Below are 26,963 nucleotides of genomic sequence, written 5' to 3'. Positions count from 1 at the left end.
TTTTGCTTAATTACATAACACAAAATTTACATCAAATTGATTGTTATATAATACTTTGATAACAATTAGCTAACTAAATTTAGAAATACCGAGAGTATTTTTGAAACAAATAATAACACAAAAAAAATATAATTAAAATCATTCAAAAATGAAAAAATTAGCAATCAGTCTTACTTTTTTAAGCTTAATTTTCGCAAGTTGTTCTTCTAGCGATGATGATACTGTAACGCCTCCACCAAGTGGCTCAGGAGAAATTACCGGAGACATTACTGCTTCAAAAACATATATTAAAGGTACTTACACATTAAGCGGAACTGTGAGAGTTAAGAAAGATGTAACATTAACTTTTGAAGCCGGATCAGTTATTACCGCAGATGCAACAAACGGACCTGATGCTTTATTAGTAGAAAAAGATGGTAAATTAGTTATAACTGGTACTGCTGCCGAACCAGTAGTTTTTACAGAAAAATCTAAAACTCCAGGATCTTGGGGTGGAATTATCATATTTGGTGATGCTCCAATCGTTTCAGGAAAAACAGCAGACGGGACTCCAATTACTACAGCAACTTCAGAAGACGGAACAAATATTGTTTATGGAGGATCAAACCAAACTCACAGCAGTGGAAGTTTAAAATACGTTCGTGTAGAATATGCAGGTAAAAAAATTCTTGACGGAAACTCAGAAATGAACGGTTTCTCTTTCTACGCTGTAGGTTCAGGAACAGTTTTAGAAAACTTAGTAGCTTACAAAGGAGCAGATGACGGTTTCGAATTTTACGGAGGGACTGTAAGTGCTAAAAACTTAGTTTCTTATGGAAATACGGATGATTCTTTTGACTGGCAGGATGGATGGCAAGGTCAGGCAAACACTAACTGGTATGCTTACCAAACTGGTGCCGGAAATTTCGGAATGGAAATCGAAGCAAAAAGTGTTAACAATGCTTTCTTCCCAAAAGTTTCAAACATTACTTTAAGAAGAGCTGCCGGAACAACAACTGAAGCGGCAGGTTCTGTAGAATATGATGCAATCCAATTCAAAAAAGATGGAAATGGTGAATATTCTAATATTGTAATATCAGGATTTACTACAACAGGATCTGTTGCCGTTAGAATTCAGGAAGCCGCTACAAACACTAATCAGGTTACAGGTGGAAAAATTAAATTGCTTAATGTAAAAGTTGATGATGCTGCTACACCTCTAACAGGAACTGGAGCTACTGGTTTTACTATTGCTTTTCCTACCGGAAACTTTACAACAAGCACAACAGCTACCGGAGCTGCTTTAACTCCTGGTGCATGGGCTATTGTAGATGGTGTAAACTTATTAGAAAAGCTATAAGACTCACTTATAAACTGTTAAAAACATCCTAAATATTTAGGATGTTTTTTTTTGGCGTAATTATTGAAAACTTTTTTTGTATATTTACCATATCCAAATAAATGCGATGGCAAAAAATTACTTTTATATTACTCTCTTACTGGCATTTTTCTTTACTGTGAGCAGCTCAGCTCAGGACAATAAACAGTTGCCTAAAACCCGTGATGCCGTCACTATAGAAGGATTGAGCCTATACCCTAACCCTGTTACAAACGGAAAAGTATATATTACGTCTAAGAATGATCTGGAGAAAGAGATTATCGTTTTTGATGTCTTAGGCAAAAAAGTGCTTCAGGCACATATAACAACCAAGGAATTAAACGTAGCTGATCTGACCCCTGGTGTTTACATTATAAAAATAACAGAACAAAACAATTCGGCTACCCGAAAGTTGATTGTCAGATAAACATAAAATCATATAAAGCTCCAATAATTTGGGGCTTTTTTATTGCCTTTACATCCTACAATTATTTATATCTTTGCACAAAAAAAGTTTTGATTACAGCCAACGATATATTTACCATTTCGAGTCAGAAACAATTTGAAAAAATAGCACTTAAGCTGTTTCGTTTTCAACACGAGAACAACAAAGTATATCGTGATTTCTGTGATTTTTTAAACGTAAATCCGCAACAGGTAAAATCTCTGGAAAAGATTCCTTTTTTACCTATTCAGTTTTTTAAAAGCCATGAGGTAGTTTCTAGTTCCGATTTTCCGCAGGTTACGTTTACCAGCAGCGGTACTACCGGAATGATTACGAGCAGACATTTGGTTACTGATGTTTCTCTTTATGAGGAAAGCTACCGAAAAGGCTTTTCTCAATTCTACGGAAATATAGAAGATTACGTTGTTTTAGCTCTTTTGCCGTCTTATTTAGAACGCGACGGATCTTCATTGATTTATATGGTAGAAGATTTAATAAAACTCTCGAATCAGCCTGAAAGTGGGTTTTATTTACACAATCACGACGACTTAATCAAAAAACTGACTGCTTTGGATGAATCCAGACAAAACGTGATTTTGATTGGTGTTACCTATGCCTTATTAGATTTGATCGAAAAACACCGATTCAGCCTTCAGAATACCATTATTATGGAAACCGGGGGAATGAAAGGCAAACGTAAAGAAATGATTCGCGAAGAACTGCATGAAATTTTATGTAAAGGTTTTGGAGTTTCTTCTATCCATTCGGAATATGGCATGACTGAACTTTTGGCGCAAGCCTATTCTCTTGGTGAAGGTGTTTTTGAATGCCCTTCGTGGATGCATGTTCTCATGCGCGATCCCGAAGATGCGCTCACTTACGTGAAAGATGGGAAAACAGGCGGAATCAACGTAATTGATTTAGCCAATATCAATTCCTGTTCTTTTATCGCTACACAGGATTTAGGCAAAAAAAATCCCAACAACTCTTTCGAGGTATTGGGACGTTTTGATAATTCTGATATTCGTGGGTGCAACTTAATGGTTCTTTAATGTTCAATCGTTTATTTGTTGAAATCGGTTAATCGGCTTAAACTCGATTAAACAGTTAAACAAAAAATCTAATTTTCTTCCATCACGCCAATACTATCTATTCCATCTTTTCTGGATAATTCTCTTTCTTTTTCGCCTTTACTTTTCAATAAACTGTAAACCCCATAACACACTAGTCCTCCCAAAAGAACGAAAAGCAAATTCCATCCAATACTATTATAATTTTCGTCATTTACCCCATCCACACCATTAATAAAAACAACACAAGCTCCATATATAACGCCAGCAACAAGAGTGGTTCCGTAATAAGATGCTAATCCAATAAGAGCATAAGCCCATTTGTTCTTATTATATTCATTAGCCAAGTCGCTAAACGATTTCCAAATCCAATAAATAAATACAATTCCTATCATAAGTTTATTTTTAAGTAATAAACATACTAAAAATATCATTTAATACTAAAGTAAAATAAAAAATCCCAATAACTCTTTCGAATTATTGAGATCTATATAATTATACTTTAACCTTCCGAAATCAATTAAACAATTAACCGATTAAACAGTTAAACCTTTTAAACTACTCTAATCACAAAATAATTTTTCTTACCACTCTGCAATAATACAAACTGATTATTGATTAAATCATTTACAGTCAACACAAAATCTTCTTTAATTTTTTCTCTGTTTACCGAAATAGAATTTGCAGTTAAAGCTCTTCTCGCCTCTCCGTTTGATTTAAAGAACCCTGTTTTTTCATTCAAAACAGTAATAATATCCAAACCGTTTTCCAGATCTGATTTTGCGATTTCTGCCTGTGGAACTCCGTCAAAAACTTCTAAAAATGTTTTCTCATCCAGTTTCTTCAAATCCTCAGCAGTTGAATTTCCGAACAAAATATTCGAAGCCTGAATCGCTTTTTCCAATTCTTCTTTGCTGTGAACAAAAATCGTGATTTCTTCGGCTAATTTCTTTTGTAAAACTCTTAAATGTGGAGCCGCCTGATGTTCTGCGATTAAATCATCAATTGTTTCCTTATCTAAAAAAGTAAAGATTTTAATATATTTCTCAGCATCAGCATCTGTAGCGTTTACCCAAAACTGATAGAATTTGTAAACCGAAGTTTTATCAGCATCCAGCCAGACATTTCCTCCTTCAGACTTCCCGAATTTAGAACCGTCTGATTTTGTTATTAATGGCGTTGTCAAAGCAAAAGCTTTTGCATTTTCGCCGCCCATTCTGCGCACTAATTCTGTACCTGTAGTAATATTTCCCCATTGGTCAGAACCTCCCATTTGCAAAAGGCAGTTATTATTTTTATATAAATGATAAAAATCGTAACCCTGAATTAATTGATAGGTAAATTCTGTAAAAGACATTCCTTCGCCTTCACCGTTAATTCTCTTTTTAACAGAATCCTTCGCCATCATGTAATTTACCGTAATACGTTTTCCAACTTCACGGGCAAAATCAATAAACGAGAACTCTTTCATCCAGTCATAGTTGTTTACCATGATTGGTCCGTTTGGTTCATTTGAATTAAAATCTAAAAAACGTGACAGAACACTTTTGATTCCGGCAACGTTCTTAGCTAAAGTTTCTTCATTCAGCAAATTTCTTTCATCAGATTTTCCGGACGGATCACCAATCATTCCGGTTGCACCACCTACTAAAGCAACAGGCTGATGACCAAAATTCTTTAAATGAACCAGTAAAATAATCTGAACCATACTGCCTATATGCAGCGAATCTGCCGTTGGATCGAAACCAATATAAGCCGATGTTACCTCTTTTAGCAATTGTTCTTCCGTTCCTGGCATGCTATCATGGTACAAACCGCGCCACTTTAATTCTTCAACTAGATTCTTCATTTTAAAATATTTTTGCGCAAATATAATCAATGGCAATGGCAATATCAATTTCAATGGTAAAAATCAATTTCAAAAGAAAACAATAAAAGCTTTGAGCCTGTGCAACTCTGTTACTTTGATCCTCCAAAAAAACCTTTGAAACTTTGCAACTCTGTAACCTTGCAACTTTCAGCCAAAAAGTTATCTTTACAAAATGGTATTAGTAACAGGAGGAACCGGTTTAGTTGGCGCGCATTTATTGCTTCATTTAATTGAAAATGGAGAAAATGTCCGGGCTATTTACCGAAATCAGAACAATATCCAAAAAACAAAATCGCTTTTTGAATTGTATAAAAAAGGGGATTTATTCGAAAAAATCAATTGGCTTGAAGCCGATATTCTTGATGTTCCTTCTCTTGAAATTGCTTTTACCGGTATTGAATACGTTTACCATTGCGCTGCTTTAATTTCGTTCAATCCAAAAGATGAGGAAGCACTTCGAAAAACCAACATCGAAGGAACAGCCAATATGGTTAATTTTTCTTTGGCTTACGGAATCAAAAAATTCTGTTTTGTAAGCTCAATAGCGGCTTTGGGAGATATTGCCCCACACGAAACACACATTACCGAAGAAACAGACTGGAATCCGGAAAAACCACACAGCGATTACGCAATCTCAAAATACGGTGCTGAAATGGAAGTCTGGAGAGGCGTTCAGGAAAGTTTAGATGTAATTATAATCAACCCCGGAGTTATTTTACCCTCAATTCCCGTAGCAAAAATTTATCCGGAAGGAAGCTCAGAATTGTACACAAAAGTTGCTAACGGGCTTCCGTTTTACATGCTTGGAAGTACTGGTTTTATTACAGTAGAAGATGTTGTGCAAATAGCCTGTAAACTAATGAAAAGTGATATTAAAAACGAACGCTTTACTTTAATTGCAGACAATATTATTTTCAGAGATATATTTAATACAATTGCAGATGCTTTTAAAGTAAAAAGGCCCCGAATTCACGCAACGCCTTTTTCTATGAATTTAATTTGGATTGCAGATGCTTTGTTTTCAACTTTGTTTTTTAGAAAAAGAAGCATTACTAAAGCAACCGCAAAAGCATCCTATTCTAAACATCTGTATTCGAATGAAAAAATAAAAACCGCTCTGGGAACGGTTTTTTCAGATGTGCATCAATACATAAAAGCATCGAAATTATAATCCTTTATCCTGTTGTAATCTCTTTACTCTTTTTACAGAATCAAGATTGACTTTTTTTGTTGTCTTTTTTATGGAGTCTTTTGGAGTTTCTTTTGACTTCTTTTTTTTCGCTTCGGCATCTTTTTTGGCTTTAGCCTTCTTTTCTTCAGCTTTTAATTTCTTCTCATTACTCTTTTTTTCTTTTTCCAGTCTGGCGCTTATTTCGTCAAACATTTCCTTGTAAGTATCGAAATCCGCCGCATAATACATATTGCTCTGCGCAAATTGCAGGCTATCAACCTTATATTTTTTGAAAATAAATTTCTTCGGATTAGACTCAAGTGAATCCAGCGTTAGAGGCTGTTGGTATTTTATGGCTTCCAAAAGAGAGAGATCGTATATAATATCAATCATTTTTTCTTTCTCGATAAGCTTAGCAGGTTCTTTAACCAGCTCTTTTTTACAACTTACAGAAAGAAACAAAACCAATACTATAAATACAAAATTCTTCATTGCAGTTTATCTGTTAAATAATAATCGTTTTCCGGCACGAACGTCTTTTACTTTAAAGTTGTTATACACCATTTCGCCATTTACAAAAGTATGTGTAATTCTGGACTTGAAAGTAAAATTTTCAAACGGAGACCAGCCACATTTATACAATATATTCTCAGGTTTTACACTCCATGGCAAACTTGGATTTACAATAACCAAATCGGCATAATAACCTTCCTTTATAAAGCCTCTTTTTTCGATTTTAAAAATTTTCGCCGGATTATGGCACATTTTCTCTACGATTTTCTCTACCGTAATTTTTCCCTGATGATGCGCTTCAAACATAGCTACAACCGCATGCTGAACCAACGGGCCTCCGGAAGGTGCTTCCAGATACGACTTGTTTTTTTCTTCTTTTGTATGTGGAGCATGGTCAGTTGCAATTACATCAATTCTGCCATCATTCAACGCTTTCCAAAGTTCTTTTCTATCTTCATCCGTTTTTACAGCAGGGTTCCATTTTATGAAATTTCCTTTTGTTTTATAATCTTCATCCGTAAACCAAAGATGATGCACACAAACCTCAGCCGTGATTTTTTTATCTTCTAACGGAATTTTATTGGTAAACAATTCCATTTCTTTAGCTGTTGAAAGGTGGAAAATATGAAGTCTGGCTCCGGTTTTTTTTGCCAATGCCACTGCTTTTGAGGACGAAATATAACAAGCCTCTGCACTTCTGATTAAGTTATGAGCCGTTACCGGAACGTCATCTCCATATTTTGCTTTAAATTCTGCCAAATTATTCTGAATCGTAGTTTCATCTTCGCAGTGAACCGCAATCAGCATTGGTGTACTTGAGAATATTTTTTCTAAAGTCACTTCATTATCTACCAGCATATTTCCTGTTGAAGAACCAAGGAAGATTTTAATTCCTGCAACATTCTTTGGATTCGTTTTTAAAACTTCCTCCAGATTATCATTGGTTGCCCCCATCATAAACGAATAATTCGCAAATGATTTCTGAGAAGCAATTTGGTATTTATCTTCTAAAATTTCCTGAGTAACCGCATTCGGAACCGTGTTTGGCTGTTCGATAAACGAAGTAATTCCGCCGGCAACAGCAGCTCTCGACTCAGATTCAATATCTCCTTTATGTGTTAAGCCCGGCTCTCTAAAATGAACCTGATCGTCAATTGCACCCGGAATCAGATAACTTCCTTCGGCATCAATTACCTTACAATCTGATGATTTCAGACTGATACTATCGGCCACTTCAACAATTAAGTCATTTTCTATCAAAACATCTCCTTCAAAAACAGACCCTTCATTTACAATTTTAGCATTTTTAATTAAAATCCTGTTCATCGTCTTTTTATTTATAGTGTATTGAATAATTTTTTTAATCGAAGTGAAATTACGCCCAAAATAGCCTCCTTAATAATAGCATTGCTCATTTTCGAAACCCCTTTGGTTCTGTCTGTAAAAATAATCGGGACTTCTGTAATTTCAAATTTATTGCAATAGGTTCTGTATTTCATTTCAATCTGAAAAGCGTAACCCACAAATTTAATTTTATCCAAATTTATCTTTTCTAAAACTGCTCTTTTATAACACACAAAACCTGCTGTAGCATCGTGAATTTTCATTCCGGTAATAAATTTTACATAAACAGATGCAAAGTACGACATCAAAACACGGCTTAAAGGCCAGTTTACCACATTTACACCTTTCACATAGCGTGAACCAATGGCCAAATCTGCACCTCCAAAATGACAGGCGTCATACAATTTTTCGAGGTCATTCGGATTATGCGAAAAATCAGCATCCATCTCAAAAATGAAGTCATATTTTCGTTCCAAAGCCCATTTAAAACCATGAACATAAGCGGTTCCTAAACCCGATTTTTTTTCTCTTTTTTCTAAAAACAATCTTCCTGGATATTCTTCCTGCAATGCAACAACTTTATTTGCAGTACGGTCTGGCGAGTTATCGTCTATGATCAAAAGATGAAAAGGTTTGTGTTGTGAAAGCACAGCTCTAACTATACTTTCTATGTTTTCAATTTCGTTATAGGTGGGAATTATGACAATACAATCATTCATTTTTCTGGGTAATTTCACCGCAAAAGTAAACTTTTTATGCCATTTCATTCACAATAAATATATAATAAAAGTATTGCGACAAAAAATTACTAATTTTGTATCGTTATGATTGAACAGCTTCATCCACGAATTATTGAAAACAAAGATTGGGCAACACTTTTGTTTGTGTTGGCTTTTGCTGTTGTTGCTATTACAAAAACAGCTTACGAAAACCGGTTTAGTGAGTTTACAAAACTTATCTTTTCGGATAAATACATTAAAATCTACCGGGATGTTTCACATTTAAAAAGCAGCTTTACAGTAGGTTTGTTTATTGTGCAAATTATTTCGTATGCTTTTTTCATACAGCTCACACTGTCTATTTTTGGGTTTGCAGGTACTGAAAAAACAGACTGGATGCTTTTTGCCCGAATTGCTACTTTTTTGACCTATTTTATTTTAGCGAAATATTTAATCGAAAAAATCATAGGAACTGCTTTCAATATTGATGAGTTTGTAGACCTTTTTAACCTGCAAAAAGCAACCTACAGGACGTACATTGGCCTGTTAATCCTTCCTGTTAATGCTGTTTTGTTTTATCGTGACGATATATCTAAAATCGTACCCCTAGCAATAATAGGGGTTTCAGCATGTATAAACCTGTTTTCCTACTTTATTTCAATTAAAACTTATCAAAATACAATAATCAACAAGTTATTTTATTTTATTTTATATCTTTGCGCTCTTGAAATAGCCCCTTATTATTTCATGTATTATTGGATTACAAAGGTGGCTCAGTAAATGTCTATAATATGAAAGTGAAAACAATTTTGGTGTCACAGCCTGAACCTAAAGTGGAAAACTCCCCTTACTTTGAGCTCCAACAGAAACACAAAATAAAAATTGATTTCAGACCTTTTATTCATGTGGAGGGAGTTAGTGCAAAAGAGATCAGATTACAAAAAATCGATCTTAATCATTACACAGCGATTATTTTAACAAGCCGAAATGCGGTTGATCATTTTTTCAGGGTAGCTGATGAAATGCGTTACAAAGTTCCTGAAGGTCTTAAGTATTTCTGTCAGTCTGAAGCGGTTGCTTTTTACCTGCAAAAATATGTAGTGTACAGAAAACGTAAAATTTACGTGGGAGCCAAAGATTTTGCAGATTTATCGCCGCTTATCAAAAAATATAAAGACGAAAAATTCTTATTGCCAGCTTCTGACCAATTAAATGCTGATGCACCTATAACCTTAAATGGCTTAAAAGTAGACTGGGCACAAGCCATCTTTTACAGAACAGTTATGAGTGACTTATCTGATTTAGCCGATGTGTATTATGATGTTCTGGCTTTTTTCAGCCCAACCGGAATAAAATCACTGTTTAAAAACTTTCCTGATTTTAAACAAAACAACACCAGAATAGCTGTATTTGGAAGCACAACTCAAAAAGAAGCCCTAGACCACGGATTAAGAATTGACATTCTTGCCCCAACTCCTGAAACTCCTTCTATGACAATGGCTTTAGAAAAATACATTGCCGAAGCAAACAAAGCAAAATAAATTCTAAAATATACAATCTTAAAAATTCCAGTTCCCAATTGTAAAGTTGGAATCTGGAATTTTTTCTTTTTTACAACAATCCTACTCCCTTGCAATTTAGAGTTTAAACATTTGGAATTTCTTTTTCTATTGCAATTTAACTACATTTGATTTCTGTTCTAAACCAAATCACAAGAATTAGTTTCAAATTTTAAGCTATGAAAATCAACTCGCTATTAATCGAAATCGACGGTATCGACAAAGAAATCCTTCGTTATCTTATGGACGATGCCCGAAAACCTATTCTTCAAATTGCCAACAAAATAGGCATTTCGGGAGCGGCGATTCATCAGCGTTTGAAAAAACTGGAACAATCAGGTGTGATTTCGGGATCAAAATTCACTGTAAATCCTAAAATACTGGGTTATAACACCATGGCCTTTATTGGAGTATATCTCGACAAAGCTTCCCGAAACTCTGAGGCCGTAAAAGAACTGAGAAAAATTCCTGAGGTTTTAGAATGCCATTACACCACAGGAAACTGGTCGGTTTTGATTAAAATTATCTGTCGTGACAACGAACACTTAATGCAGCTTTTAAACACCAAAATTCAGGCTATTGAAGGGGTTTCAAGAACTGAGACTTTTATTTCACTGGACCAGCAGATTGACAGGCAGATTCAGCTGTAAAATAGATAATGTGTCAATTTGATAATTTGATAATTTGATAATTTTAAAAAATATATAAACAATAAACCCGACAGATTTTAAATCTGTCAGGTTTGCTATAAATTATCTAATTGAATAATTATCTAAATTGTCACATTAAAAATTAGTTCCTTCTGCTTCCTGAGTAAATCGAGATGTAATACAACAAAGTAGCAATAGAACCAATAGCGGCTACAACATAAGTTCTTGCAGCCCATTTTAAGGCGTCCTTTGCCCCAGCCTGCTCCTGCTGTGTCAGCATTCGTTTATTTTCCAGCCAGGCTAATGCTCTGTTGCTGGCATCGTATTCAACAGGTAATGTTATGATGGTAAACAATGTTGTTGCAGCAAAAATGATAATCCCAACTAACAATAACTGCGGAAAAGTTCGGATCATCAGGATACCCGCCAATAAAATCCACTGTACATAATTGGATGCTACACTCACAATAGGAACTAACGCCGAACGCATTGTCAGCCATTCATAACCTATTGCGTGCTGTACGGCGTGACCACATTCGTGTGCTGCAACGGCCGCTGCAGCTGCGTTTCTGTGATTATAAACCGCTTCACTCAAATTAACCGTTTTATCTGCCGGATTATAATGATCTGTCAATTGTCCCGGAGTCGAAATTACACGAACATCCCGAATACCGTTATCGGCGAGCATTTTTTCTGCAATTTCCCTACCACTCATTCCGTTTTGCAATTGCAACTTTGAATACAATTCGAATTTACTTTTTAATCTTGAACTTACCAGCCAGCTAAATAACATAATAGCTCCGGCAAGAATTAAATATCCGCTTCCCATGATTTTATATTTTTAGTTTATGTTTTGTCTTTGTAAAAATCACAACAATTTACGAACCATTTTTGTAAAATGCCAAAATGACACTCAACTTTAGATATTAATTATGAATTCTTTCGCAACAAACTAAACATACCCCTAAAACCAACATAAAGAGACTTCACAATTTTGTCATCTTCAAGGAACGAGAAATCACATTAGTAGCTCCCCACAGTGAATCCAATCTTTGCCGAATCCCGTGTGTGATTTCTCCTTACGTCGAAATGACAAATTAAGGCGAAAAAAAATCCAAACCCCAATCGTAAAAATTGGAATTTGGAATTTCAAATATTGGAATTTAAATTTTGGTTATCCAACCAAATTAATAATCTTCCCGGGAACGATAATCACTTTATTCGGCGTTCTTCCGTCTAATTGTCTTTGTGTTCTTTCGTCTTTCATTACGATTTCTTCGATTTGTTCCTTGGTTAAATCCAAAGGCAATTCGATGGTGAAACGCATTTTTCCGTTGAAAGAAACCGGATATTCTTTATTGGTCTCCACTAAATGTTTTTCCTCAAAAATTGGGAAAGCCACTTCTGAAATTGAAGTTGTATGCCCTAACTGTGCCCATAATTCTTCAGCGATATGCGGTGCATAAGGCGAAACTAAAATAGCCAATGGTTCTAAAATTGCTCTTGAATGACAGTTTTGAGAAGACAATTCGTTTACACAAATCATAAACTGAGAAACTGAAGTATTGAAAGAGAAATTCTCGATATCTTCTGCTACTTTTTTGATTGTTTTGTGTAATGATTTTAAGTTATCTTTTGTAGGTTCGTCGTTGTTTACGATTAAACCATTATCATCAAAATACAATCTCCATAATTTTTTAAGGAAACCAAAAACTCCGGTAATTCCTCCAGTGCTCCAAGGCTTTGTTTGCTCTAACGGCCCTAAAAACATTTCATACAAACGCAAGGTATCTGCTCCATATTCATTACAAATATCATCTGGATTAACTACATTGTACCAACGCTTAGACATTTTCTCCACTTCGCGACCAACGATGAATTTTCCGTTATCTAATACAAATTCACCATTTTCAAATTGAGGTTGCCATCTTTTCAATCTTTCAACATCAATTTCATCTGCAGCATTGACCATATTAACATCAATATGCAATGCTTCTGTCTCATAATCATCTTTAAGATTTTTAGAAACATATTTATTTGTTCCGGAAACTCTATAAACCAAAGCACTTGTCCCCAAAATCATTCCCTGATTAATCAGTTTTTTGAATGGTTCTTCAGTTGGAGCAAAACCTTTGTCTTTTAAAAATTTATTCCAAAAACGAGAATACAATAAGTGTCCCGTTGCGTGTTCGCTTCCTCCAATGTACAAATCGACACTTTCCCAGTAAGCCAAAGCTGCTGCCGACGCAAATTCATTTTCGTTATGCGCATCCATATAACGCATCCAATACCATGAACTTCCTGCCCAGCCTGGCATAGTGTTCAATTCAAGAGGAAAAATCGCTACGTTGTCAACTAAATCTGTATCAACAACTTTATTATTTTTAGTATCCCAAGCCCAAACTGCTGCATTTCCTAACGGAGGCAAACCATCTTCGGTTGGTAAATATTTCTCTACTTCCGGTAAAATGATTGGCAAATGCTGTGCGTCGATCATTTTTGGCAATCCGTTTACGTAATAAACCGGGAAAGGTTCACCCCAATAACGCTGACGAGAGAAAACTGCATCACGCAAACGGTAATTTGTTTTTCCTGTTCCCTGCCCGATTTCTTCTAATTTTTCGATTGCTTTTTTAGTAGCCTCTTTATAATTTAATCCGTTTAAGAAATCCGAATTTGCGATTTCAACGTTATCTTTTGAACCGTAAGCCGCTTCAGAAATATCAACATTGGCGAAGATATTTTTGATTTCCTGCATTCCGTTTTGTCCTTTAAAGAAATTAGCAAAAGCATAATCTCTTTCGTCTCCACAAGGAACCGCCATTACAGCACCAGTTCCGTAACCAGCCAAAACATAATCCCCAATCCAAACCGGAATAGCTTCTTTTGTAAATGGATGTTCGGCATAAGCTCCGGTAAATACTCCAGAAATGGTTTTTACATCGGCCATACGCTCACGCTCAGAACGTTTTGAAGTTTTTTCGATATAAGCTTCAACAGCCGCTTTTTGTTCCGGAGTGGTGATTTTAGCCACCAACTCATGTTCTGGAGCCAAAGTCATAAAAGTTACTCCGAAAATAGTATCAGGACGTGTGGTGAAAACTTCTATGGCTTTCAGCTCAGAGCTGTGAGTCGTGGGCACAAGGCTGAAAGAAACCATTGCACCAACACTTTTCCCAATCCAGTTTCTTTGAGACTCTTTTATAGACTCACTCCAATCGATATCATTTAAGCCCTGAAGCAAGCGTTCGGCATAAGCAGAAATTCGCATACTCCATTGTGTCATTTTTTTTCTTATAACAGGAAAGCCTCCACGCTCCGAAACTCCGTTTACAATTTCGTCATTTGCCAGAACTGTTCCTAAGCCTGGACACCAGTTTACCTCAGTTTCGGCCAAATAAGTTAATCTGTATTGTAAAAGGATTTTTTCCTGCTCGTCTTTCGAAAATGCATTCCATTCGCCTGATGAAAAACTTTGAATATTATCATCCGAAACGGCTTTTACATTTGTGTTTCCCTCTTTTTCGAAAATAGAAACCAAAGTCGAAATATCTTCTGCTTTGTCTGAATCTTTATTGTACCAGGAATTGAACAACTGAATAAAAATCCATTGTGTATGTTTATAATAATCCGGATTTGAAGTTCGAACTTCACGACTCCAGTCAAAAGAAAATCCAATTTTATCTAATTGTTTTCTGTATCCTGCAATTTGTTTTCCTTCTTTATCTACTCCACCGTCAATATTTACACGTGTTGTATCTTCCGGACGCTGTCCGGTCTGAATCGCATATTGTTCTGCAGGTAATCCAAAACTATCGTAACCCATTGGATGCAAAACATTGAAGCCCTGATGTCTTTTGAAACGAGAATACACATCTGAAGCAATATAACCCAGCGGATGCCCAACGTGTAATCCTGCTCCTGACGGATAAGGAAACATATCGAGAACATAATGCTTCGGTTTTTCAGAATTGTTTTTGGCTGCAAAAGTTTGATTTTCTGCCCAATATTTTTGCCATTTGGCGTCAATTTCGTTCGGATTGTATTTCATTTTTAAGGTACTAAGGTTCTAAGTTGCAAAGGTTCTGAGGTTTTCCTCTCTTTGTCGCTTAATTTTAATCCGCAAATTTACATTTATTACAGATTGTACCAAAGCTATTTCATTGACAAACAAATAAAATAACAAAATACGTATTTTATTTAAGTAAAAATACGTAACATTGCAAATACGTATTTAAAGATAATTGATTATCAAAAAAGTTTCTTTTTAAATCTGCATCGATGAGTGATAATAAAAAATACAATGTAGAAGTCCGGCTTTGGATTGAAGAATCTGATGGTCCGTTTCTGGGAATTGGAAAAGTCTGGCTTCTTGAAAATATCAGGAAAACCGGTTCGATCACCAATGCAGCCAAGGAAATGAAAATGGCATATCGTCAGGCCTGGCAGCTGGTTGAAGAAATGAACCGACGTGCTGAATCTCCTTTGGTTGTAAAACTTCTTGGCGGAAAAGGCGGCGGAGGTGCCCGACTGACTGAAGCTGGCGAAAGAGCTATTGCTGTTTTTTACGAACTCGAAAAGCGAATTAAGGATTTTGCCATTAAGGAAACTCAAAACCTAAAATTTTAAAAATTTACTGCGCACTATTCATTTTGAAACATAATGAATTGCATTTAAAAAAAAATTAACCCCAAAAACCAATTTTAATAATCTTCAGTGTTCATTTATAAACATACTGATATTTTAATCCGCTAAAAACAGATTTATTTTTTAGTTATCAGTATTCATTTCAAAACACACTGTATTTTTTCTAATTTATGAAATTAAAAATCATTCCTTTTTTACTCTTTTCGTTCCTCGGATTCGGTCAGCAAAATTCAAAATAAATTTATATGAAAACTAAAAATTACATTCTCATTCTACTCGTTGCTTTTTCATGCTCGATGTGTAATTCTTCTAAAAAAGAAGATAACCTTTCCACAGAAAAAATTTCGCAAAACGACAATCACAAACATCCTGTTCTTTCGGCAGCCGACAGTTTAAAAATGGTCAATCATCAAATTGAAGTAAAAGGCGATGTTGAGTTTCCGCAGCAATTGACTGTTGATTCCTTAAAAAAGATGAAGGTAGTTACAATTGATGATTTCAAAGTCGTTTGTCAAAGCGGTGAGGTTAAAAAAGACGATAAAGTTTGCAAAGGCGTTTTATTGAAAGACATTTTAGAAAAAGCCAAAATCAGGCAAAACGGTCATAAAGACCGAAACTTTTATATCGTAGCGAGAGCTTCTGATGATTACAAAGCCACTTTTTCATGGGCTGAAATTTTTAACAATCCAACCGGAGAAAACACGTTCATTCTTTTTGAAGAAAATGGCAAACCGGTCAAAAATGGCGAAATGATTGCAATTTGTAAAAATGATATCAAAACTGGTCCTCGACATGTTTACTGGCTGAAAAGTATAGAAGTATATAAAGTTAAGTAAAGATGCTAAGATTCTGAGATACTAAGTTGCTAAGTTTTTTTATTGCTTTACAATCAAACCCGTTTTATTCAAGATTTAAATTGTACTTTTAAGTATAAAAGTTCGTTAATAACTTCAAATAAAGAAATTCTTTATTATTTTTACCACATAATTTAAGCAGACTATGAGTTCCAACTTTGATAAATTTCAAAAGCGCAGGTTAATTTCCTCTTATTTTTCGGTAGTATTAAGTGTATTTCTCGTTTTATTCCTTTTGGGTGTACTGGGATTATTCATTATTAATTCAAAAAAACTGGCCAATGATTTTAAAGAAAAAATCGCGATGACCGTTTTCTTTAAAAATGAGGCAAATGACAGTGTCATCAAAGCATTTAATACTGAATTAAAGAGAGCGCCTTTTGCTAAAACTTTTGTTTATGTAACCAAAGAAAAAGCTGCAAAAGAACATACCGATATCATTGGCGAAGATTTCCTCACCTTTTTAGGAGAAAATCCATTACTGAATTCTTACGACATTCACTTAAAAGCTGACTATGTTGAAAGAGACAGCATTCTTATAATCGAAAACAATCTGCGTAAAAACGCTATGATAGAAGATATCGTTTATGACAAACAATTAATTAATCTTGTAAATGATAATATCAAAAAAGTAAGTATGTGGATTTTGATTATCAGTGGTTTCCTAGCTGTAATTGCGGTTTTATTAATCAACAGTTCATTACGTTTATCTATTCATTCCAATAGATTTATTATTAAAACTATGCAAATGGTTGGTGCGACAAAAGCCTTTATACGTAAACCATTTGTGATGCGTAGCGTAAAGCTTGGAATGCTGGGAGCAGGATTAGCGATAGTTGCCCTGATTGCGCTTTTAATGTATGTGGAAAGCAATTTCCCAGGCTTAGGAATCTTAGAAGACAAAGTATTAATAGGATTGGTTTTAGTGGGTGTTTTCGGATTAGGTGTTTTAATTACATGGGTAAGTACGCACTTTGCAACACAGCGTTTTCTTAACTTACGAACAGACGATCTTTATTAATTTTCAGGATTACTGTTTAAATTTTAAATTTTAAAAACAAAAGCCTTTCGACTTAGTTCGGGGTGACAAATTATAAAGATGAAAAATAATAATACAGAAGAACAACAGCCAAAGCAGGAATTTCTTTTTGACAGCATCAATTATAAAATCTTATTGATTGGGATTGCTGTTATTGCTTTAGGATTTATTTTAATGTCTGGTGGAGGAAGTCATGATCCGAAAGTTTTTAATGAAGATATCTTCAGTTTTAGACGTATTCGTTTAGCCCCAACAACCGTTTTAATTGGTTTTGGAATTACAATTTATTCTATTTTCAAAAAAACTAAATAGACTCATTTTAGACCTCTTAGAACTTCTTAGAGCTTTAGATTATTAGATTAATCTTAAGTCTAAAAACCTAAGAAAGTTTAAAAATCTAAAAATCTAATTTTAATGAATACATTACAAGCTATCGTTCTTGCTATTATTGAAGGAATCACTGAGTTTTTACCCGTTTCTTCAACAGGCCACATGATTATTGCTTCTTCTTTTTTTGGAATTGCACAGGAAGATTTCACAAAACTTTTCACCATTGTAATTCAGCTTGGTGCTATACTTTCGGTTGTTATTTTATATTTCAAACGTTTTTTTCAGTCATTCGATTTTTACTTTAAACTTTTAGTCGCTTTTGTTCCGGCTGTAGTTTTAGGTTTATTATTGAGTGATTTTATAGACGGATTATTAGAAAACCCTGTAACAGTAGCTATTTCACTTTTAATTGGAGGTGCTATTTTGTTAAAAGTTGACGAATGGTTCAACACGCCAGACACAACCGAAACTTCTCAGCAGATCAGTTATTTACAGGCCTTCAAAATTGGACTATTTCAGTGTATCGCTATGATTCCCGGAGTTTCACGTAGCGGCGCCAGTATTGTGGGCGGAATGTCTCAAAAATTATCCCGAACAACAGCTGCTGAATTTTCATTTTTTCTGGCTGTCCCGACTATGCTGGGAGCCACAGCAAAAAAATGTTACGATTATTACAAAGACGGTTTTGAATTATCGCATGACCAAATCAATATCCTTATTATTGGAAACGTTGTGGCTTTTATAGTTGCGCTTTTGGCAATCAAAACTTTCATTGGGTTTTTAACAAAAAACGGATTTAAAGTTTTTGGTTATTACCGAATTATTGCCGGAATCATTTTATTACTGATTCACTTTTTCATTCATCCGCTTACAATTATATAATGACACTCGAAGAATATTTAGAAGGCCAGGTTTTATTGATTGACAAACCATTAAAATGGAGTTCATTTCAGGCTGTCAATAAATTAAAATACCTTTTGATTAATAAAGTGGGACTTCCAAAAAAGTTTAAAATTGGTCACGCAGGAACTTTAGATCCATTAGCTACCGGACTTTTATTGATCTGTACCGGAAAATTTACTAAAAGAATCGCTGAACTTCAGGGTCAGCCCAAAGAATATACAGGAACATTTTACATTGGAGCCACTACCCCATCGTATGATCTGGAAACCGAAATTGACCACACTTTTCCAACAGAACACATTAACGAAGCTTTGATTCATGAAACGGTAAAAGACTTTTTAGGCGAAATAGATCAGAAACCGCCAATCTTCTCCGCTATAAAAAAAGACGGCGTACGCTTGTATGAACATGCACGCGCAGGAGAGTCTGTAGAAATTGAGAGCAGAAAAACTACCATCCACGAATTCGAAATTACCCGAATCGCGTTACCAGAAGTTGATTTTAGAGTCGTTTGCAGCAAAGGAACTTATATTCGTTCACTGGCTTATGACTTTGGCAAGGCAATGAAATCCGGCTCACATTTAACTGTTTTGCGCCGAACCAAAATTGGTAATTTTGACGTAAAAGATGCCTTTGATATTACTTTATTCGAAGAAAGTCTAAAGTAATAATCCATAAAAAAAGCACATCACATGAGAAGTAATGTGCCAGGCTTCTAAAAAATAAGTACAGTTATTTCATACTTACCTTGATTAATAGTGAGGCACATTTTTTCCTCCAAATAAAAATTTAGAAATAAAATCATAAAACCTTTCGAATAACTTTTTCATGACAGTGTATTTTTATAATTAAACATAAAATGAACACCAATAAAAAGAGTAAATCAGAAAGCTGATAGATAGAAGTGGGATTATTTACTAAGTTACAAAGTTTTAAATGGCTGAAAAAATACTTTAGTTTATTTTTAACACTAAATCACTTATTTTCAAATAATTACAATAAATTTTACTTATAACCGATTGTATTTGATATTCTCCATGATCTGAACCAGCTCTTCCTGTACAGAATTTCCTTTATCTGCCAGATACCACAATTGTAAATCAGTTTTAATTTTTTCATCAATAGGCCCCACTTCCCTTTTATGCTTTGCCATTAATTCCGTTGCTCCTTCGGGTCTTGGCCCCCAGTCAGCACGAACAATTCCGGCTTCCTTGCAAATAACAATTACTTTTGGAATAGCTTTCCCGCCATTCGTGAGATATTGACTCATCAATTCATCATTTTCATCTCGAAGCACAATTCTTAAATCGATCTTTTTCTCCGAAGCAAGTGCCATTTTATTCAATATTGGAAGTATCTGAGCCGCATCTCCACACCAGCCCTCAGAAATTACAAGCCAGATGTAATGATTGTCCAGATGCTGAAGTTTCAAAATAACATCTTCAGAGATTTGAATTGTTTTTTCCAGCCTGTTCATTCTGGCTTCGTTTAGTTTAGAATAATTTGTCAGACTTTCAGACTGTTCATTACCGGTTGATTTGCCTTCTAACAATAAATCAGCAACTAGTTTTCTGTATTCAGTATAAGAGTGACTACTGAATAATGCTTTGGCTACAATACTTTTCATATTTATTTCGTTTTGACATCATAAAATTAAGCTTTTTAAAAAGATTCCCGAATGACTTTTATCACATTTGAAAGAAATAAATCCTAAAAATCAGCTGAAATTTAATTTAGAAAAGAAACAATTAATTTTTTAAAACACTATTTTAAAAAAACAGAATATGTCTATATTTGCACAAACAAACGCAACACACATGAAATATAAAAGAATTCTTCTAAAACTAAGTGGAGAAGCCTTAATGGGAGATTTACAATACGGAATCGACCCTAAAAGATTAGCTGAATATGCCGATGAAATCAAGCAGATTCACGACAAAGGAGTAGAAATTGCTATTGTTATTGGAGGAGGAAATATTTTTAGAGGAGTTGCCGGTGCAAGTTCAGGTATGGACAGAGTACAGGGTGATTATATGGGAATGCTTGCTACTGTTATAAATGGAATGGCTTTACAAGGTGCTCTTGAAGACAAAGGAATGAAAACTCGTTTGCAGACTGCTTTGAAAATGGAATCTATTGCAGAACCTTATATCAAAAGAAGAGCAGACCGTCATCTTGAAAAAGGAAGAATTGTAATCTTTGGTGCCGGAACGGGAAACCCTTATTTCACTACCGACACAGCAGCTGTTTTAAGAGGAATCGAAATCAATGCTGATGTTATTTTAAAAGGAACCCGCGTAGACGGTGTTTACGATTGTGATCCTGAAAAAAATGCTTCGGCAGTAAAATTTGACTTCATTTCTTTTGACGATGTAATTAAAAAAGGACTGAATGTAATGGATACCACAGCTTTTACCTTAAGCCAGGAAAATAAATTACCGATTGTTGTTTTTGATATGAACAAAATTGGAAATCTTTTGAAAATCTGCAAAGGCGAAAACATCGGAACTGTAGTAAATATCTAGACTTCTTAGATTGTTAGAATTTTAGATTAAATAGGATTTCTGAATTTTTAACAACAATTAAGATAATCAAAAAAAGAAAAATAATATTAGTTAGTAAATTAGAAGAAACCATTTTTAAAGTCTAAAGATCTAATCTTCTAAGAATCTAAAATCTAAACAAAATGACTGAAGAAATAGATTTCATATTAGAAAGTACTGAAGAATCAATGAATGGTACGATTGCCCATTTAGAAAAAGAATTTCTAAATATTCGTGCAGGAAAAGCTTCTCCGGCTATGCTTGGAGGTGTTTTTGTTGATTATTATGGTGCCTCAACACCGCTTTCTCAGGTATCTAAAATTAGTGTGCCTGATGCAAGAACAATTACGTTGCAGCCTTTTGAGAAAAACATGTTATCTGTAATCGAAAAAGCAATTTTGATTGCCAATATCGGTTTTAACCCAATGAACAATGGTGACGTAATTATCATCAGTGTACCGCCTTTGACAGAAGAGCGCCGTAGAGATTTGGCTAAACAGGCAAAATCTGAAGCTGAAGATGCAAAAATTGGTATTCGTAACTCACGTAAAGATGCTAATACCGATATCAAAAAATTAGAAAAAGAAGGTACTTCTGAAGACATTTGCAAATCTGCTGAAGAAGAAGTCCAGAACTTAACAAATACTTACATTAAAAAAATAGATGAATTATTGGCTGCTAAAGAAGCCGAAATCATGAAGGTGTAACAAATTTGACACAAAATTAAGAATCCGTTTGGTTAAAATTTTACCAGACGGATTTTTTTATTGCTATTTTTGCATACCAAAAACAATATCCTTGGTTTCGAAACCACAACACTCTGTATGAAGCTATTCTGTTTATTTACTTTGTTTTTTACGCTTACACTTCAGGCGCAATTTCAAATAAACGGAATTGTAAACGATTCCAACAGCGATCCGCTTCCCTTTGCTACGATTACAACTTCGGACAACAATAATGCGATTACTGATGTGGATGGAAAATTTACAATTTCTTCAAAAACAAAAATCAATTCTTTTACCATTTCTTACGTAGGTTTTCAGACTAAAACCATTACGGTTTCAGACAGCAAAAAGTTTTATACAGTATATCTTCAGCAAAAAACAGATGACCTGAAAGAGGTTGTTGTTTCTAATGAAAATCCTGCTCTGGCTATTTTGAGAAAGGTAATTGCAAACAAAAACACCAATAATCCGCAGAAAAAACTCAAGAACTTTGAATACAAAACCTATAATAAACTTATAGTAACAGCTAATCCGGATTCAATTAACGGCAGGATCGATTCGTCAGCGTCTTATAAAGATTTAAAGAAAAAAAGAATAAACATTGACTCTTCAGACTATAAGTTTAAAGAAGTGATAAGCAAGCAGCATTTATTTCAGACTGAAAAAGTTTCGCAATACCAATTCGGAAATAAAAAGCTCAAAGAAACCATTCTGGGTACCAAAATGGCAGGTTTTAAACAGCCTGTTTACGAAATCATTGCTTTTAATTTGCAGTCGATCTCTATTTATGATTCGAAATATGAACTTTTTGAGACCAAATACAGCAATCCAGTTTCAAACGATGCTTTAAAAGACTACAATTATAAATTATTGGATACTGTTGATATTAAAGGACGAAATACTTTTATGATTTATTTTAAGAATAAAGAAAAAAGAAAGGCTGCCGGCTTAGAAGGAGTTTTGTATATCGATCAGGAAAATTTTGCCATTGCAAAAGCCATAATGCGTATAAAAGGCGTACTGGACATTAGTGGAATTCATGAATTTGAATATGTTCATAAAGAAAAAATATGGTTCCCGACTAATACTTCCTTTAAAATTGTAAAAGGAAGAAATAATGAAGATATCAATTTTTTAGGCGGAACCATTCAGTTTGACGGGGACGGGGAAAACCTTTTTGAAACCAGAAAAAAAACGGCTTCTGATTTTACTTACCTGCTCTCAGAAAGCAACAATTTCGACATACATTACAATACAACTGCTCCGATAAAAGATCCGTCACTTTATATCGAAATTAAAGATGATGCCAGTAAAAAACCGGAAGAATTCTGGGATGAATACCGAAAAGAAAACCTTGACCTGAAAAGCCAGAGAACCTATCTGTTATTAGATAGTATTTCCATCAAAAAAAGAATCGAAAAACGTTTGGGTCTTGGGCGAAAAATCATAAATGGCTATCTCCCGCTGGGACCAGTTGACATGGATTTAAAAAAGGTAATCAGCTATAACAATTACGAAGGTTTTAGATTAGGTCTTGGCGGAATTACAAATGATCGTTTTTCTAAATATTTCAGGATTGAGGGTTACGGTGCATACGGAACAAAAGACGGTAAATTCAAGTACAATCTCGGCACCGGTTTTTTATTAGAAAAAAACACTAATACATGGCTAAACGGATCATATACAGACGATGTTCGCGAGATTGCGAGTACACTTTTTGCGGTTGACAAACGTGTTTTTAAAATTTATGACCCTCGTCCTATTAACATTAGCACTTTTTATCATTATATCAGCTGGAAAGCCAATTTGCAGACCAAAATTATTCCGAAAACAGAAGCTGTTTTTGAATTAGCAAGAACGTATGTTGAACCAAAATTCGATTATCTTTTTAATTATAACGGTAATTTGTATTCGAATTATGTTATGACCACCGCAATGGCTTCTATAGTCTGGGCGCCATTTAGTGACTTCATGCAGACACCGACCGGCAGATCCGAAACAGAGAAACGTTTCCCAAGATTTACCTTTCAGCTCACACAGTCTTTACCAAATGTTTTAGACAATGATTTTACATTCAGCAAAATAGATTTTAAAACCGAGTTTGAAAAAAAATACTTAAACGGCCAGAAAACCAGTTTTTTACTCCAGGGAGGTTATGCTATAGGCGATGTACCTATCACACATTTGTACAATACTATGCCGAATAACCTCAACAAAGAAACTATTTTTCAGCGTATTACTTTTGCAGGAAGAAACAGTTTTGAAACCATGTATTTTAATGAGTTTTTCTCTAGCCAATATGTCTTTTTTCAAATCAAACATGGTTTTGACCGAATCAGAATCATGAAAAAAGTACGCCCTTCGCTGGTATTAGTTACAAGAATGGCATGGGGAGATATGGAAAAACCCGAACAACATGTTGGTCCAGCTTACAAAACCCTCAATAAAGGTTTCTTTGAATCAGGAATTGAGTTAAACAAGATTTTTAAAGGATTTGGTTTGGGTGGCTTTTACCGCTACGGTCCAAATCAACTAATGGAATTTGAAGATAATATCGCCATAAAGATTTCGTATGTGATTGATTTGGGGCTTTAAAGTTTAAATCCCAATATTTAAATTTCCAAATTCCAATTTTACGTATTGTTTGTCACGAGTAAAGAACGTTCATACTAAAAATTCTACAATCTAAATCGTCAATCTCTCCTTTCAGTAGAAATTATATAAAACAAAAAAATCCCAAACTCCAATGGAATTTGAGATTTTAAAAATTCAGGTTTCTAAAACTTAAGGTTTAAGAATCAAAACCGAAGGCGTGTTATTCAGCCAGATACTTTGGGATTCAATTAGTTTTTTCCAGCTCTCTAAACTTATAATCATGATGTTCTGAGTTTCAAGAAATTCCTTTTTAATAGTCCTGTCGTTCATAATCATAATATGATTTGGTGCAATTTGTTCAATCGAACGAATTGTCTCCTGAATATCTCTTGTATTTCTAACCTCTCCGCCAGCATCAAGAACCGTAATCTGTGATCCGTTGTTGTTGATTAGTTTTTTAGCATATTCGATCAGGAAAGAGTCTTCTTTGCTGAAAATTGGCATGAAAACCTGATTTACTTCCTCTAAATCTTTGTCAATAAAAATTCCGACCGGCATTTTACTTTTGGTGATAATATGTCGTGTTCTTTCGTCAAAAGGAGAATTTTCGAACAAACCTTCTTTACCCGTAAACTTATCAATTAGCCTGTCAGGGTTTACAATTCGGGTGGTAAAACCTAAAATCTTTCCGAGCAGGGTTCCGTCAAAAATAGACTGACCCAAGCCCACCAGCAATAAATCAAATTCACCCTGATTTGCCGTATCAATAATATCTGTATCAATATCGTTTGTTACTTTAAAAACACTCACCATATTCTGATTCAGGCGCTGTGATTCTTCGATAACGGGAACCAGCATTTTGCGCTCATGATCTTTCACATCAAATGAATGTATTTCGGTACTCAGGGACAAATGCATTGCTGTTACAATTGAATTATCACCTTGTTTTTTTACAAAGCTGTTCGCAATTTTAAGCAGTTTTTTTCCTTTTTCGGGAGTGGCAAAAGAAAGCAGGATTTTATACTTGCTTTTGTTTCCGATTTCCTGTGGCACTACAGTCGTTTTATCTTTAAAAACAAAAGCTATAAAATCTAAAGCCGGTCCGGTCATAAAAGTTGTAACCAAAGCCATAATAACCATCATGGTAAAAATTTCTGTAGACAAAACGCCCAAATCGTAACCGATATTCAGAACTACCAGTTCCATCAAACCTCTTGTATTCATGAGGGCACCAATAGCCAGACTGTCTTTCCAGTTTTGTCCAACGAATTTTGCAGCCAAAGCACTTCCAAAAAATTTACCTACTACAGCCACTACGATTATCAAACCTGTTATTTTCCACAACTCAGGATCGTTCAATAATCCGATTTGGGTACGCAGACCTGTAAATACAAAAAACAATGGCAAAAGGACAATGATTGAAACATCTTCAACTTTTTCGATAAAAATATTTCTGAATTTATTGTTTTCCGGCATAATTGCACCTGCAAGGAAAGCTCCGAATAAAGCATGAATTCCGATTAATTCAGCTGCATAAGCCGAAAATAAAAGTGATAAAAAGAAAATTGCAACAACTGGTTTATTTAAACTTTCTCGTGTTGAATTTAAATCTCCAACCCTTTTCAGGAAAGGACGAACAATTTTCAGCATTATAATCACATATAAAATTGCCAGACCAATCACATAAAGCGAACTTACTAATGATCCTGCTTTTACGATTGCAATAACAACAGCCAAAATACACCATGCCGTAATATCGTCTGCAGCAGCACAGGTTATGGCAATTGTTCCCAGTTTAGTTTTTTGAAGTCCTCGTTCCTGTACTATTCTCGCAAGTACCGGAAACGCCGTAATACTCATGGCAATTCCCATAAATAATCCGAAAGAAGAAAATGCAACACCATTAGGAGCAAAAGTTCCGTAGATAAAATAAGCTAAACCTAATCCTAAGGCAAACGGAATAACGATACTGGCATGACTGATTACAACAGCGTCATGAGCTTTGTTTTTAAGCACTTTTAAATCCAGTTCCATCCCAATCACAAACATGAAAAGAATCAAACCTATTTGACTTAAAAACTGAAGATTCCCTAAAGATTCTTTTGGAAACAAAGCTGCTGAAAACTCCGGAAAATACATTCCAACTAAAGATGGCCCAAGAACAATCCCGGCAATCATTTCTCCAATTACAGATGGTTGTCCGATTTTTCTAAAAAACCATCCAAACAATCGCGCCACTAAAATAATTGTAACAATCTGAGCCAATAATATTGCAAGAGGATGCTGCAGGTTTTCGACCATTGAATGCAGAAAGTCGTTCCAGTGATTGCTTTCTATTTTTTTCTCTACTACATTTCGTCCGGCTTCCAGCGAAGCGCCCTTCGAAATTGTCCAGTATATTAAAGCAGTAAAACCGCCGATTACCGTAATATAAAACAAGGAGTTTTTAAAGTTATTCATAACCCGTTTTTTAAAATTATGGAGCAAATATCAGAAGTCAGTTTTACCTGAAAAAGCAATTTTAAAGGTAATTTTCAATCTATGTAATAAGTCTGCAAAACTTTGTAATAAGTTCTAAAACGGGCTTCGACTCCGCTCAGCCTGACAATGAAATCAAGTCCTAAACTCT

At 34.8% G+C, this 26,963-nt stretch carries 25 protein-coding genes; 16 read left to right on the top strand and 9 right to left on the bottom strand.

Annotation, left to right across the window (positions count from 1 at the left end):
* Nucleotides 1-148: 148 nt before the first annotated feature.
* The 3 genes from AAEO57_RS14930 to AAEO57_RS14920 all read left to right on the top strand — a co-directional run bounded on the left by AAEO57_RS14930 (nt 149) and on the right by AAEO57_RS14920 (nt 2,854).
* Nucleotides 149-1,339 (top strand): hypothetical protein, encoded by a 1,191-nt coding sequence (locus AAEO57_RS14930; protein ID WP_341693825.1) that lies wholly within the window; start codon nt 149-151, stop codon nt 1,337-1,339.
* A 106-nt stretch (nt 1,340-1,445) separates the two neighbouring features.
* Nucleotides 1,446-1,784, top strand: coding sequence for a T9SS type A sorting domain-containing protein (locus AAEO57_RS14925; protein WP_341693824.1), 339 nt, complete (start codon nt 1,446-1,448; stop codon nt 1,782-1,784).
* Nucleotides 1,785-1,873: 89 nt separating this feature from the next.
* Nucleotides 1,874-2,854, top strand: coding sequence for a LuxE/PaaK family acyltransferase (locus AAEO57_RS14920; protein ID WP_341693823.1), 981 nt, complete (start codon nt 1,874-1,876; stop codon nt 2,852-2,854).
* Nucleotides 2,855-2,922: 68 nt separating this feature from the next.
* Here AAEO57_RS14920 and AAEO57_RS14915 read toward each other — a convergent pair whose 3' ends face one another.
* Together AAEO57_RS14915 and tyrS are read right to left on the bottom strand one after the other, a co-directional pair.
* Entirely contained in the window at nt 2,923-3,267 is a 345-nt protein-coding gene (locus tag AAEO57_RS14915; protein ID WP_341693822.1) for a hypothetical protein, read from the bottom strand.
* Nucleotides 3,268-3,425: 158 nt separating this feature from the next.
* Entirely contained in the window at nt 3,426-4,721 is a 1,296-nt protein-coding gene (tyrS, locus tag AAEO57_RS14910; RefSeq protein ID WP_341693821.1) for a tyrosine--tRNA ligase, read from the bottom strand.
* A 193-nt stretch (nt 4,722-4,914) separates the two neighbouring features.
* On the opposite strand from tyrS, the gene AAEO57_RS14905 reads away from it, so the two are divergent.
* The gene (locus AAEO57_RS14905) at nt 4,915-5,913 is read left to right on the top strand and encodes an NAD-dependent epimerase/dehydratase family protein (protein WP_341693820.1); all 999 of its coding nucleotides are present in this window, start codon (nt 4,915-4,917) and stop codon (nt 5,911-5,913) included.
* On the opposite strand, the gene AAEO57_RS14900 is transcribed toward AAEO57_RS14905, so the two are convergent.
* Genes AAEO57_RS14900 through AAEO57_RS14890 form a run of 3 tightly spaced genes read right to left on the bottom strand, consistent with a single transcriptional unit; the run spans nt 5,908 to nt 8,489 of the window.
* Entirely contained in the window at nt 5,908-6,405 is a 498-nt protein-coding gene (locus AAEO57_RS14900) for a DUF4296 domain-containing protein (protein WP_341693819.1), read from the bottom strand. The genes AAEO57_RS14905 and AAEO57_RS14900 overlap by 6 nt on opposite strands.
* Before the next feature lie 6 nt (nt 6,406-6,411).
* Nucleotides 6,412-7,752 carry a dihydroorotase gene (locus AAEO57_RS14895; protein WP_341693818.1) on the bottom strand — a complete coding sequence of 447 codons (1,341 nt, stop codon included), beginning with the start codon at nt 7,750-7,752 and terminating at the stop codon, nt 6,412-6,414.
* 11 nt (nt 7,753-7,763) lie between these two features.
* Nucleotides 7,764-8,489, bottom strand: a complete 726-nt coding sequence (locus tag AAEO57_RS14890) for a polyprenol monophosphomannose synthase (RefSeq protein ID WP_341693817.1) — start codon at nt 8,487-8,489, stop codon at nt 7,764-7,766.
* 105 nt (nt 8,490-8,594) lie between these two features.
* Between AAEO57_RS14890 and AAEO57_RS14885 the strand changes: the two genes are divergently transcribed.
* The 3 genes from AAEO57_RS14885 (at nt 8,595) to AAEO57_RS14875 (ending at nt 10,698) form a co-directional block, all read left to right on the top strand.
* The gene (locus tag AAEO57_RS14885; RefSeq protein ID WP_341693816.1) at nt 8,595-9,269 is read left to right on the top strand and encodes a DUF4271 domain-containing protein; all 675 of its coding nucleotides are present in this window, start codon (nt 8,595-8,597) and stop codon (nt 9,267-9,269) included.
* A gap of 11 nt (nt 9,270-9,280) precedes the next feature.
* Nucleotides 9,281-10,030: a uroporphyrinogen-III synthase gene (locus AAEO57_RS14880; RefSeq protein WP_163410085.1), complete on the top strand. Its 750-nt coding sequence runs from the start codon at nt 9,281-9,283 to the stop codon at nt 10,028-10,030.
* 197 nt (nt 10,031-10,227) lie between these two features.
* Nucleotides 10,228-10,698, top strand: coding sequence for an Lrp/AsnC family transcriptional regulator (locus AAEO57_RS14875; protein ID WP_341693815.1), 471 nt, complete (start codon nt 10,228-10,230; stop codon nt 10,696-10,698).
* Between the two features lie 142 nt (nt 10,699-10,840).
* On the opposite strand, the gene AAEO57_RS14870 is transcribed toward AAEO57_RS14875, so the two are convergent.
* Nucleotides 10,841-11,527 carry a zinc metallopeptidase gene (locus tag AAEO57_RS14870; protein ID WP_341693814.1) on the bottom strand — a complete coding sequence of 229 codons (687 nt, stop codon included), beginning with the start codon at nt 11,525-11,527 and terminating at the stop codon, nt 10,841-10,843.
* A 345-nt stretch (nt 11,528-11,872) separates the two neighbouring features.
* A complete protein-coding gene (gene leuS / locus AAEO57_RS14865; protein ID WP_341693813.1) occupies nt 11,873-14,749 on the bottom strand; it encodes a leucine--tRNA ligase in 2,877 nt (958 codons plus the stop codon).
* A gap of 230 nt (nt 14,750-14,979) precedes the next feature.
* Between leuS and AAEO57_RS14860 the strand changes: the two genes are divergently transcribed.
* From AAEO57_RS14860 to truB, 6 genes are all read left to right on the top strand, one after another.
* Complete coding sequence (locus AAEO57_RS14860) at nt 14,980-15,327, top strand: winged helix-turn-helix domain-containing protein (protein ID WP_341693812.1); 348 nt, start codon at nt 14,980-14,982, stop codon at nt 15,325-15,327.
* A gap of 263 nt (nt 15,328-15,590) precedes the next feature.
* On the top strand, nt 15,591-16,181 hold the full coding sequence (locus AAEO57_RS14855; protein WP_341693811.1) for a molybdopterin-dependent oxidoreductase: 591 nt from the start codon (nt 15,591-15,593) through the stop codon (nt 16,179-16,181).
* A 163-nt stretch (nt 16,182-16,344) separates the two neighbouring features.
* Entirely contained in the window at nt 16,345-17,220 is an 876-nt protein-coding gene (locus AAEO57_RS14850; protein WP_341693810.1) for a cell division protein FtsX, read from the top strand.
* Between the two features lie 78 nt (nt 17,221-17,298).
* On the top strand, nt 17,299-17,550 hold the full coding sequence (locus AAEO57_RS14845; RefSeq protein ID WP_341693809.1) for a DUF3098 domain-containing protein: 252 nt from the start codon (nt 17,299-17,301) through the stop codon (nt 17,548-17,550).
* Nucleotides 17,551-17,652: 102 nt separating this feature from the next.
* On the top strand, nt 17,653-18,450 hold the full coding sequence (locus AAEO57_RS14840; RefSeq protein ID WP_341693808.1) for an undecaprenyl-diphosphate phosphatase: 798 nt from the start codon (nt 17,653-17,655) through the stop codon (nt 18,448-18,450).
* A complete protein-coding gene (gene truB, locus AAEO57_RS14835) occupies nt 18,450-19,139 on the top strand; it encodes a tRNA pseudouridine(55) synthase TruB (RefSeq protein WP_341693807.1) in 690 nt (229 codons plus the stop codon). The genes AAEO57_RS14840 and truB overlap by 1 nt, the downstream gene beginning before the upstream one ends.
* Before the next feature lie 341 nt (nt 19,140-19,480).
* On the opposite strand, the gene AAEO57_RS14830 is transcribed toward truB, so the two are convergent.
* On the bottom strand, nt 19,481-20,098 hold the full coding sequence (locus AAEO57_RS14830) for a thioredoxin family protein (RefSeq protein WP_341693806.1): 618 nt from the start codon (nt 20,096-20,098) through the stop codon (nt 19,481-19,483).
* 190 nt (nt 20,099-20,288) lie between these two features.
* Between AAEO57_RS14830 and pyrH the strand changes: the two genes are divergently transcribed.
* The 3 genes from pyrH to AAEO57_RS14815 all read left to right on the top strand — a co-directional run bounded on the left by pyrH (nt 20,289) and on the right by AAEO57_RS14815 (nt 24,334).
* Nucleotides 20,289-20,996, top strand: a complete 708-nt coding sequence (gene pyrH / locus AAEO57_RS14825; RefSeq protein WP_163395516.1) for a UMP kinase — start codon at nt 20,289-20,291, stop codon at nt 20,994-20,996.
* 161 nt (nt 20,997-21,157) lie between these two features.
* Complete coding sequence (frr, locus tag AAEO57_RS14820; protein ID WP_341693805.1) at nt 21,158-21,721, top strand: ribosome recycling factor; 564 nt, start codon at nt 21,158-21,160, stop codon at nt 21,719-21,721.
* A 117-nt stretch (nt 21,722-21,838) separates the two neighbouring features.
* A complete protein-coding gene (locus tag AAEO57_RS14815) occupies nt 21,839-24,334 on the top strand; it encodes a DUF5686 family protein (protein WP_341693804.1) in 2,496 nt (831 codons plus the stop codon).
* A gap of 189 nt (nt 24,335-24,523) precedes the next feature.
* On the opposite strand, the gene AAEO57_RS14810 is transcribed toward AAEO57_RS14815, so the two are convergent.
* Nucleotides 24,524-26,794 carry a cation:proton antiporter gene (locus AAEO57_RS14810; RefSeq protein WP_341693803.1) on the bottom strand — a complete coding sequence of 757 codons (2,271 nt, stop codon included), beginning with the start codon at nt 26,792-26,794 and terminating at the stop codon, nt 24,524-24,526.
* Nucleotides 26,795-26,963 lie beyond the last annotated feature (169 nt).

This window comes from Flavobacterium calami, from assembly GCF_038290035.1.
GTDB lineage: Bacteria > Bacteroidota > Bacteroidia > Flavobacteriales > Flavobacteriaceae > Flavobacterium > Flavobacterium calami.
The sequence above is the reverse complement of the archived record's forward strand: the minus strand, read 5'-3'. Positions and strand labels throughout refer to the sequence as shown.

Coding starts and splice junctions, on each gene's coding strand:
- AAEO57_RS14930 (WP_341693825.1), top strand. CDS start 149: ATGAAAAAATTAGCAATCAGTCTTACTTTTTTAAGCTTAATTTTCGCA.
- AAEO57_RS14925 (WP_341693824.1), top strand. CDS start 1,446: ATGGCAAAAAATTACTTTTATATTACTCTCTTACTGGCATTTTTCTTT.
- AAEO57_RS14915 (WP_341693822.1), bottom strand. CDS start 3,267: ATGATAGGAATTGTATTTATTTATTGGATTTGGAAATCGTTTAGCGAC.
- tyrS (WP_341693821.1), bottom strand. CDS start 4,721: ATGAAGAATCTAGTTGAAGAATTAAAGTGGCGCGGTTTGTACCATGAT.
- AAEO57_RS14905 (WP_341693820.1), top strand. CDS start 4,915: ATGGTATTAGTAACAGGAGGAACCGGTTTAGTTGGCGCGCATTTATTG.
- AAEO57_RS14900 (WP_341693819.1), bottom strand. CDS start 6,405: ATGAAGAATTTTGTATTTATAGTATTGGTTTTGTTTCTTTCTGTAAGT.
- AAEO57_RS14895 (WP_341693818.1), bottom strand. CDS start 7,752: ATGAACAGGATTTTAATTAAAAATGCTAAAATTGTAAATGAAGGGTCT.
- AAEO57_RS14890 (WP_341693817.1), bottom strand. CDS start 8,489: ATGAATGATTGTATTGTCATAATTCCCACCTATAACGAAATTGAAAAC.
- AAEO57_RS14885 (WP_341693816.1), top strand. CDS start 8,595: ATGATTGAACAGCTTCATCCACGAATTATTGAAAACAAAGATTGGGCA.
- AAEO57_RS14880 (WP_163410085.1), top strand. CDS start 9,281: ATGAAAGTGAAAACAATTTTGGTGTCACAGCCTGAACCTAAAGTGGAA.
- AAEO57_RS14875 (WP_341693815.1), top strand. CDS start 10,228: ATGAAAATCAACTCGCTATTAATCGAAATCGACGGTATCGACAAAGAA.
- AAEO57_RS14870 (WP_341693814.1), bottom strand. CDS start 11,527: ATGGGAAGCGGATATTTAATTCTTGCCGGAGCTATTATGTTATTTAGC.
- leuS (WP_341693813.1), bottom strand. CDS start 14,749: ATGAAATACAATCCGAACGAAATTGACGCCAAATGGCAAAAATATTGG.
- AAEO57_RS14860 (WP_341693812.1), top strand. CDS start 14,980: ATGAGTGATAATAAAAAATACAATGTAGAAGTCCGGCTTTGGATTGAA.
- AAEO57_RS14855 (WP_341693811.1), top strand. CDS start 15,591: ATGAAAACTAAAAATTACATTCTCATTCTACTCGTTGCTTTTTCATGC.
- AAEO57_RS14850 (WP_341693810.1), top strand. CDS start 16,345: ATGAGTTCCAACTTTGATAAATTTCAAAAGCGCAGGTTAATTTCCTCT.
- AAEO57_RS14845 (WP_341693809.1), top strand. CDS start 17,299: ATGAAAAATAATAATACAGAAGAACAACAGCCAAAGCAGGAATTTCTT.
- AAEO57_RS14840 (WP_341693808.1), top strand. CDS start 17,653: ATGAATACATTACAAGCTATCGTTCTTGCTATTATTGAAGGAATCACT.
- truB (WP_341693807.1), top strand. CDS start 18,450: ATGACACTCGAAGAATATTTAGAAGGCCAGGTTTTATTGATTGACAAA.
- AAEO57_RS14830 (WP_341693806.1), bottom strand. CDS start 20,098: ATGAAAAGTATTGTAGCCAAAGCATTATTCAGTAGTCACTCTTATACT.
- pyrH (WP_163395516.1), top strand. CDS start 20,289: ATGAAATATAAAAGAATTCTTCTAAAACTAAGTGGAGAAGCCTTAATG.
- frr (WP_341693805.1), top strand. CDS start 21,158: ATGACTGAAGAAATAGATTTCATATTAGAAAGTACTGAAGAATCAATG.
- AAEO57_RS14815 (WP_341693804.1), top strand. CDS start 21,839: ATGAAGCTATTCTGTTTATTTACTTTGTTTTTTACGCTTACACTTCAG.
- AAEO57_RS14810 (WP_341693803.1), bottom strand. CDS start 26,794: ATGAATAACTTTAAAAACTCCTTGTTTTATATTACGGTAATCGGCGGT.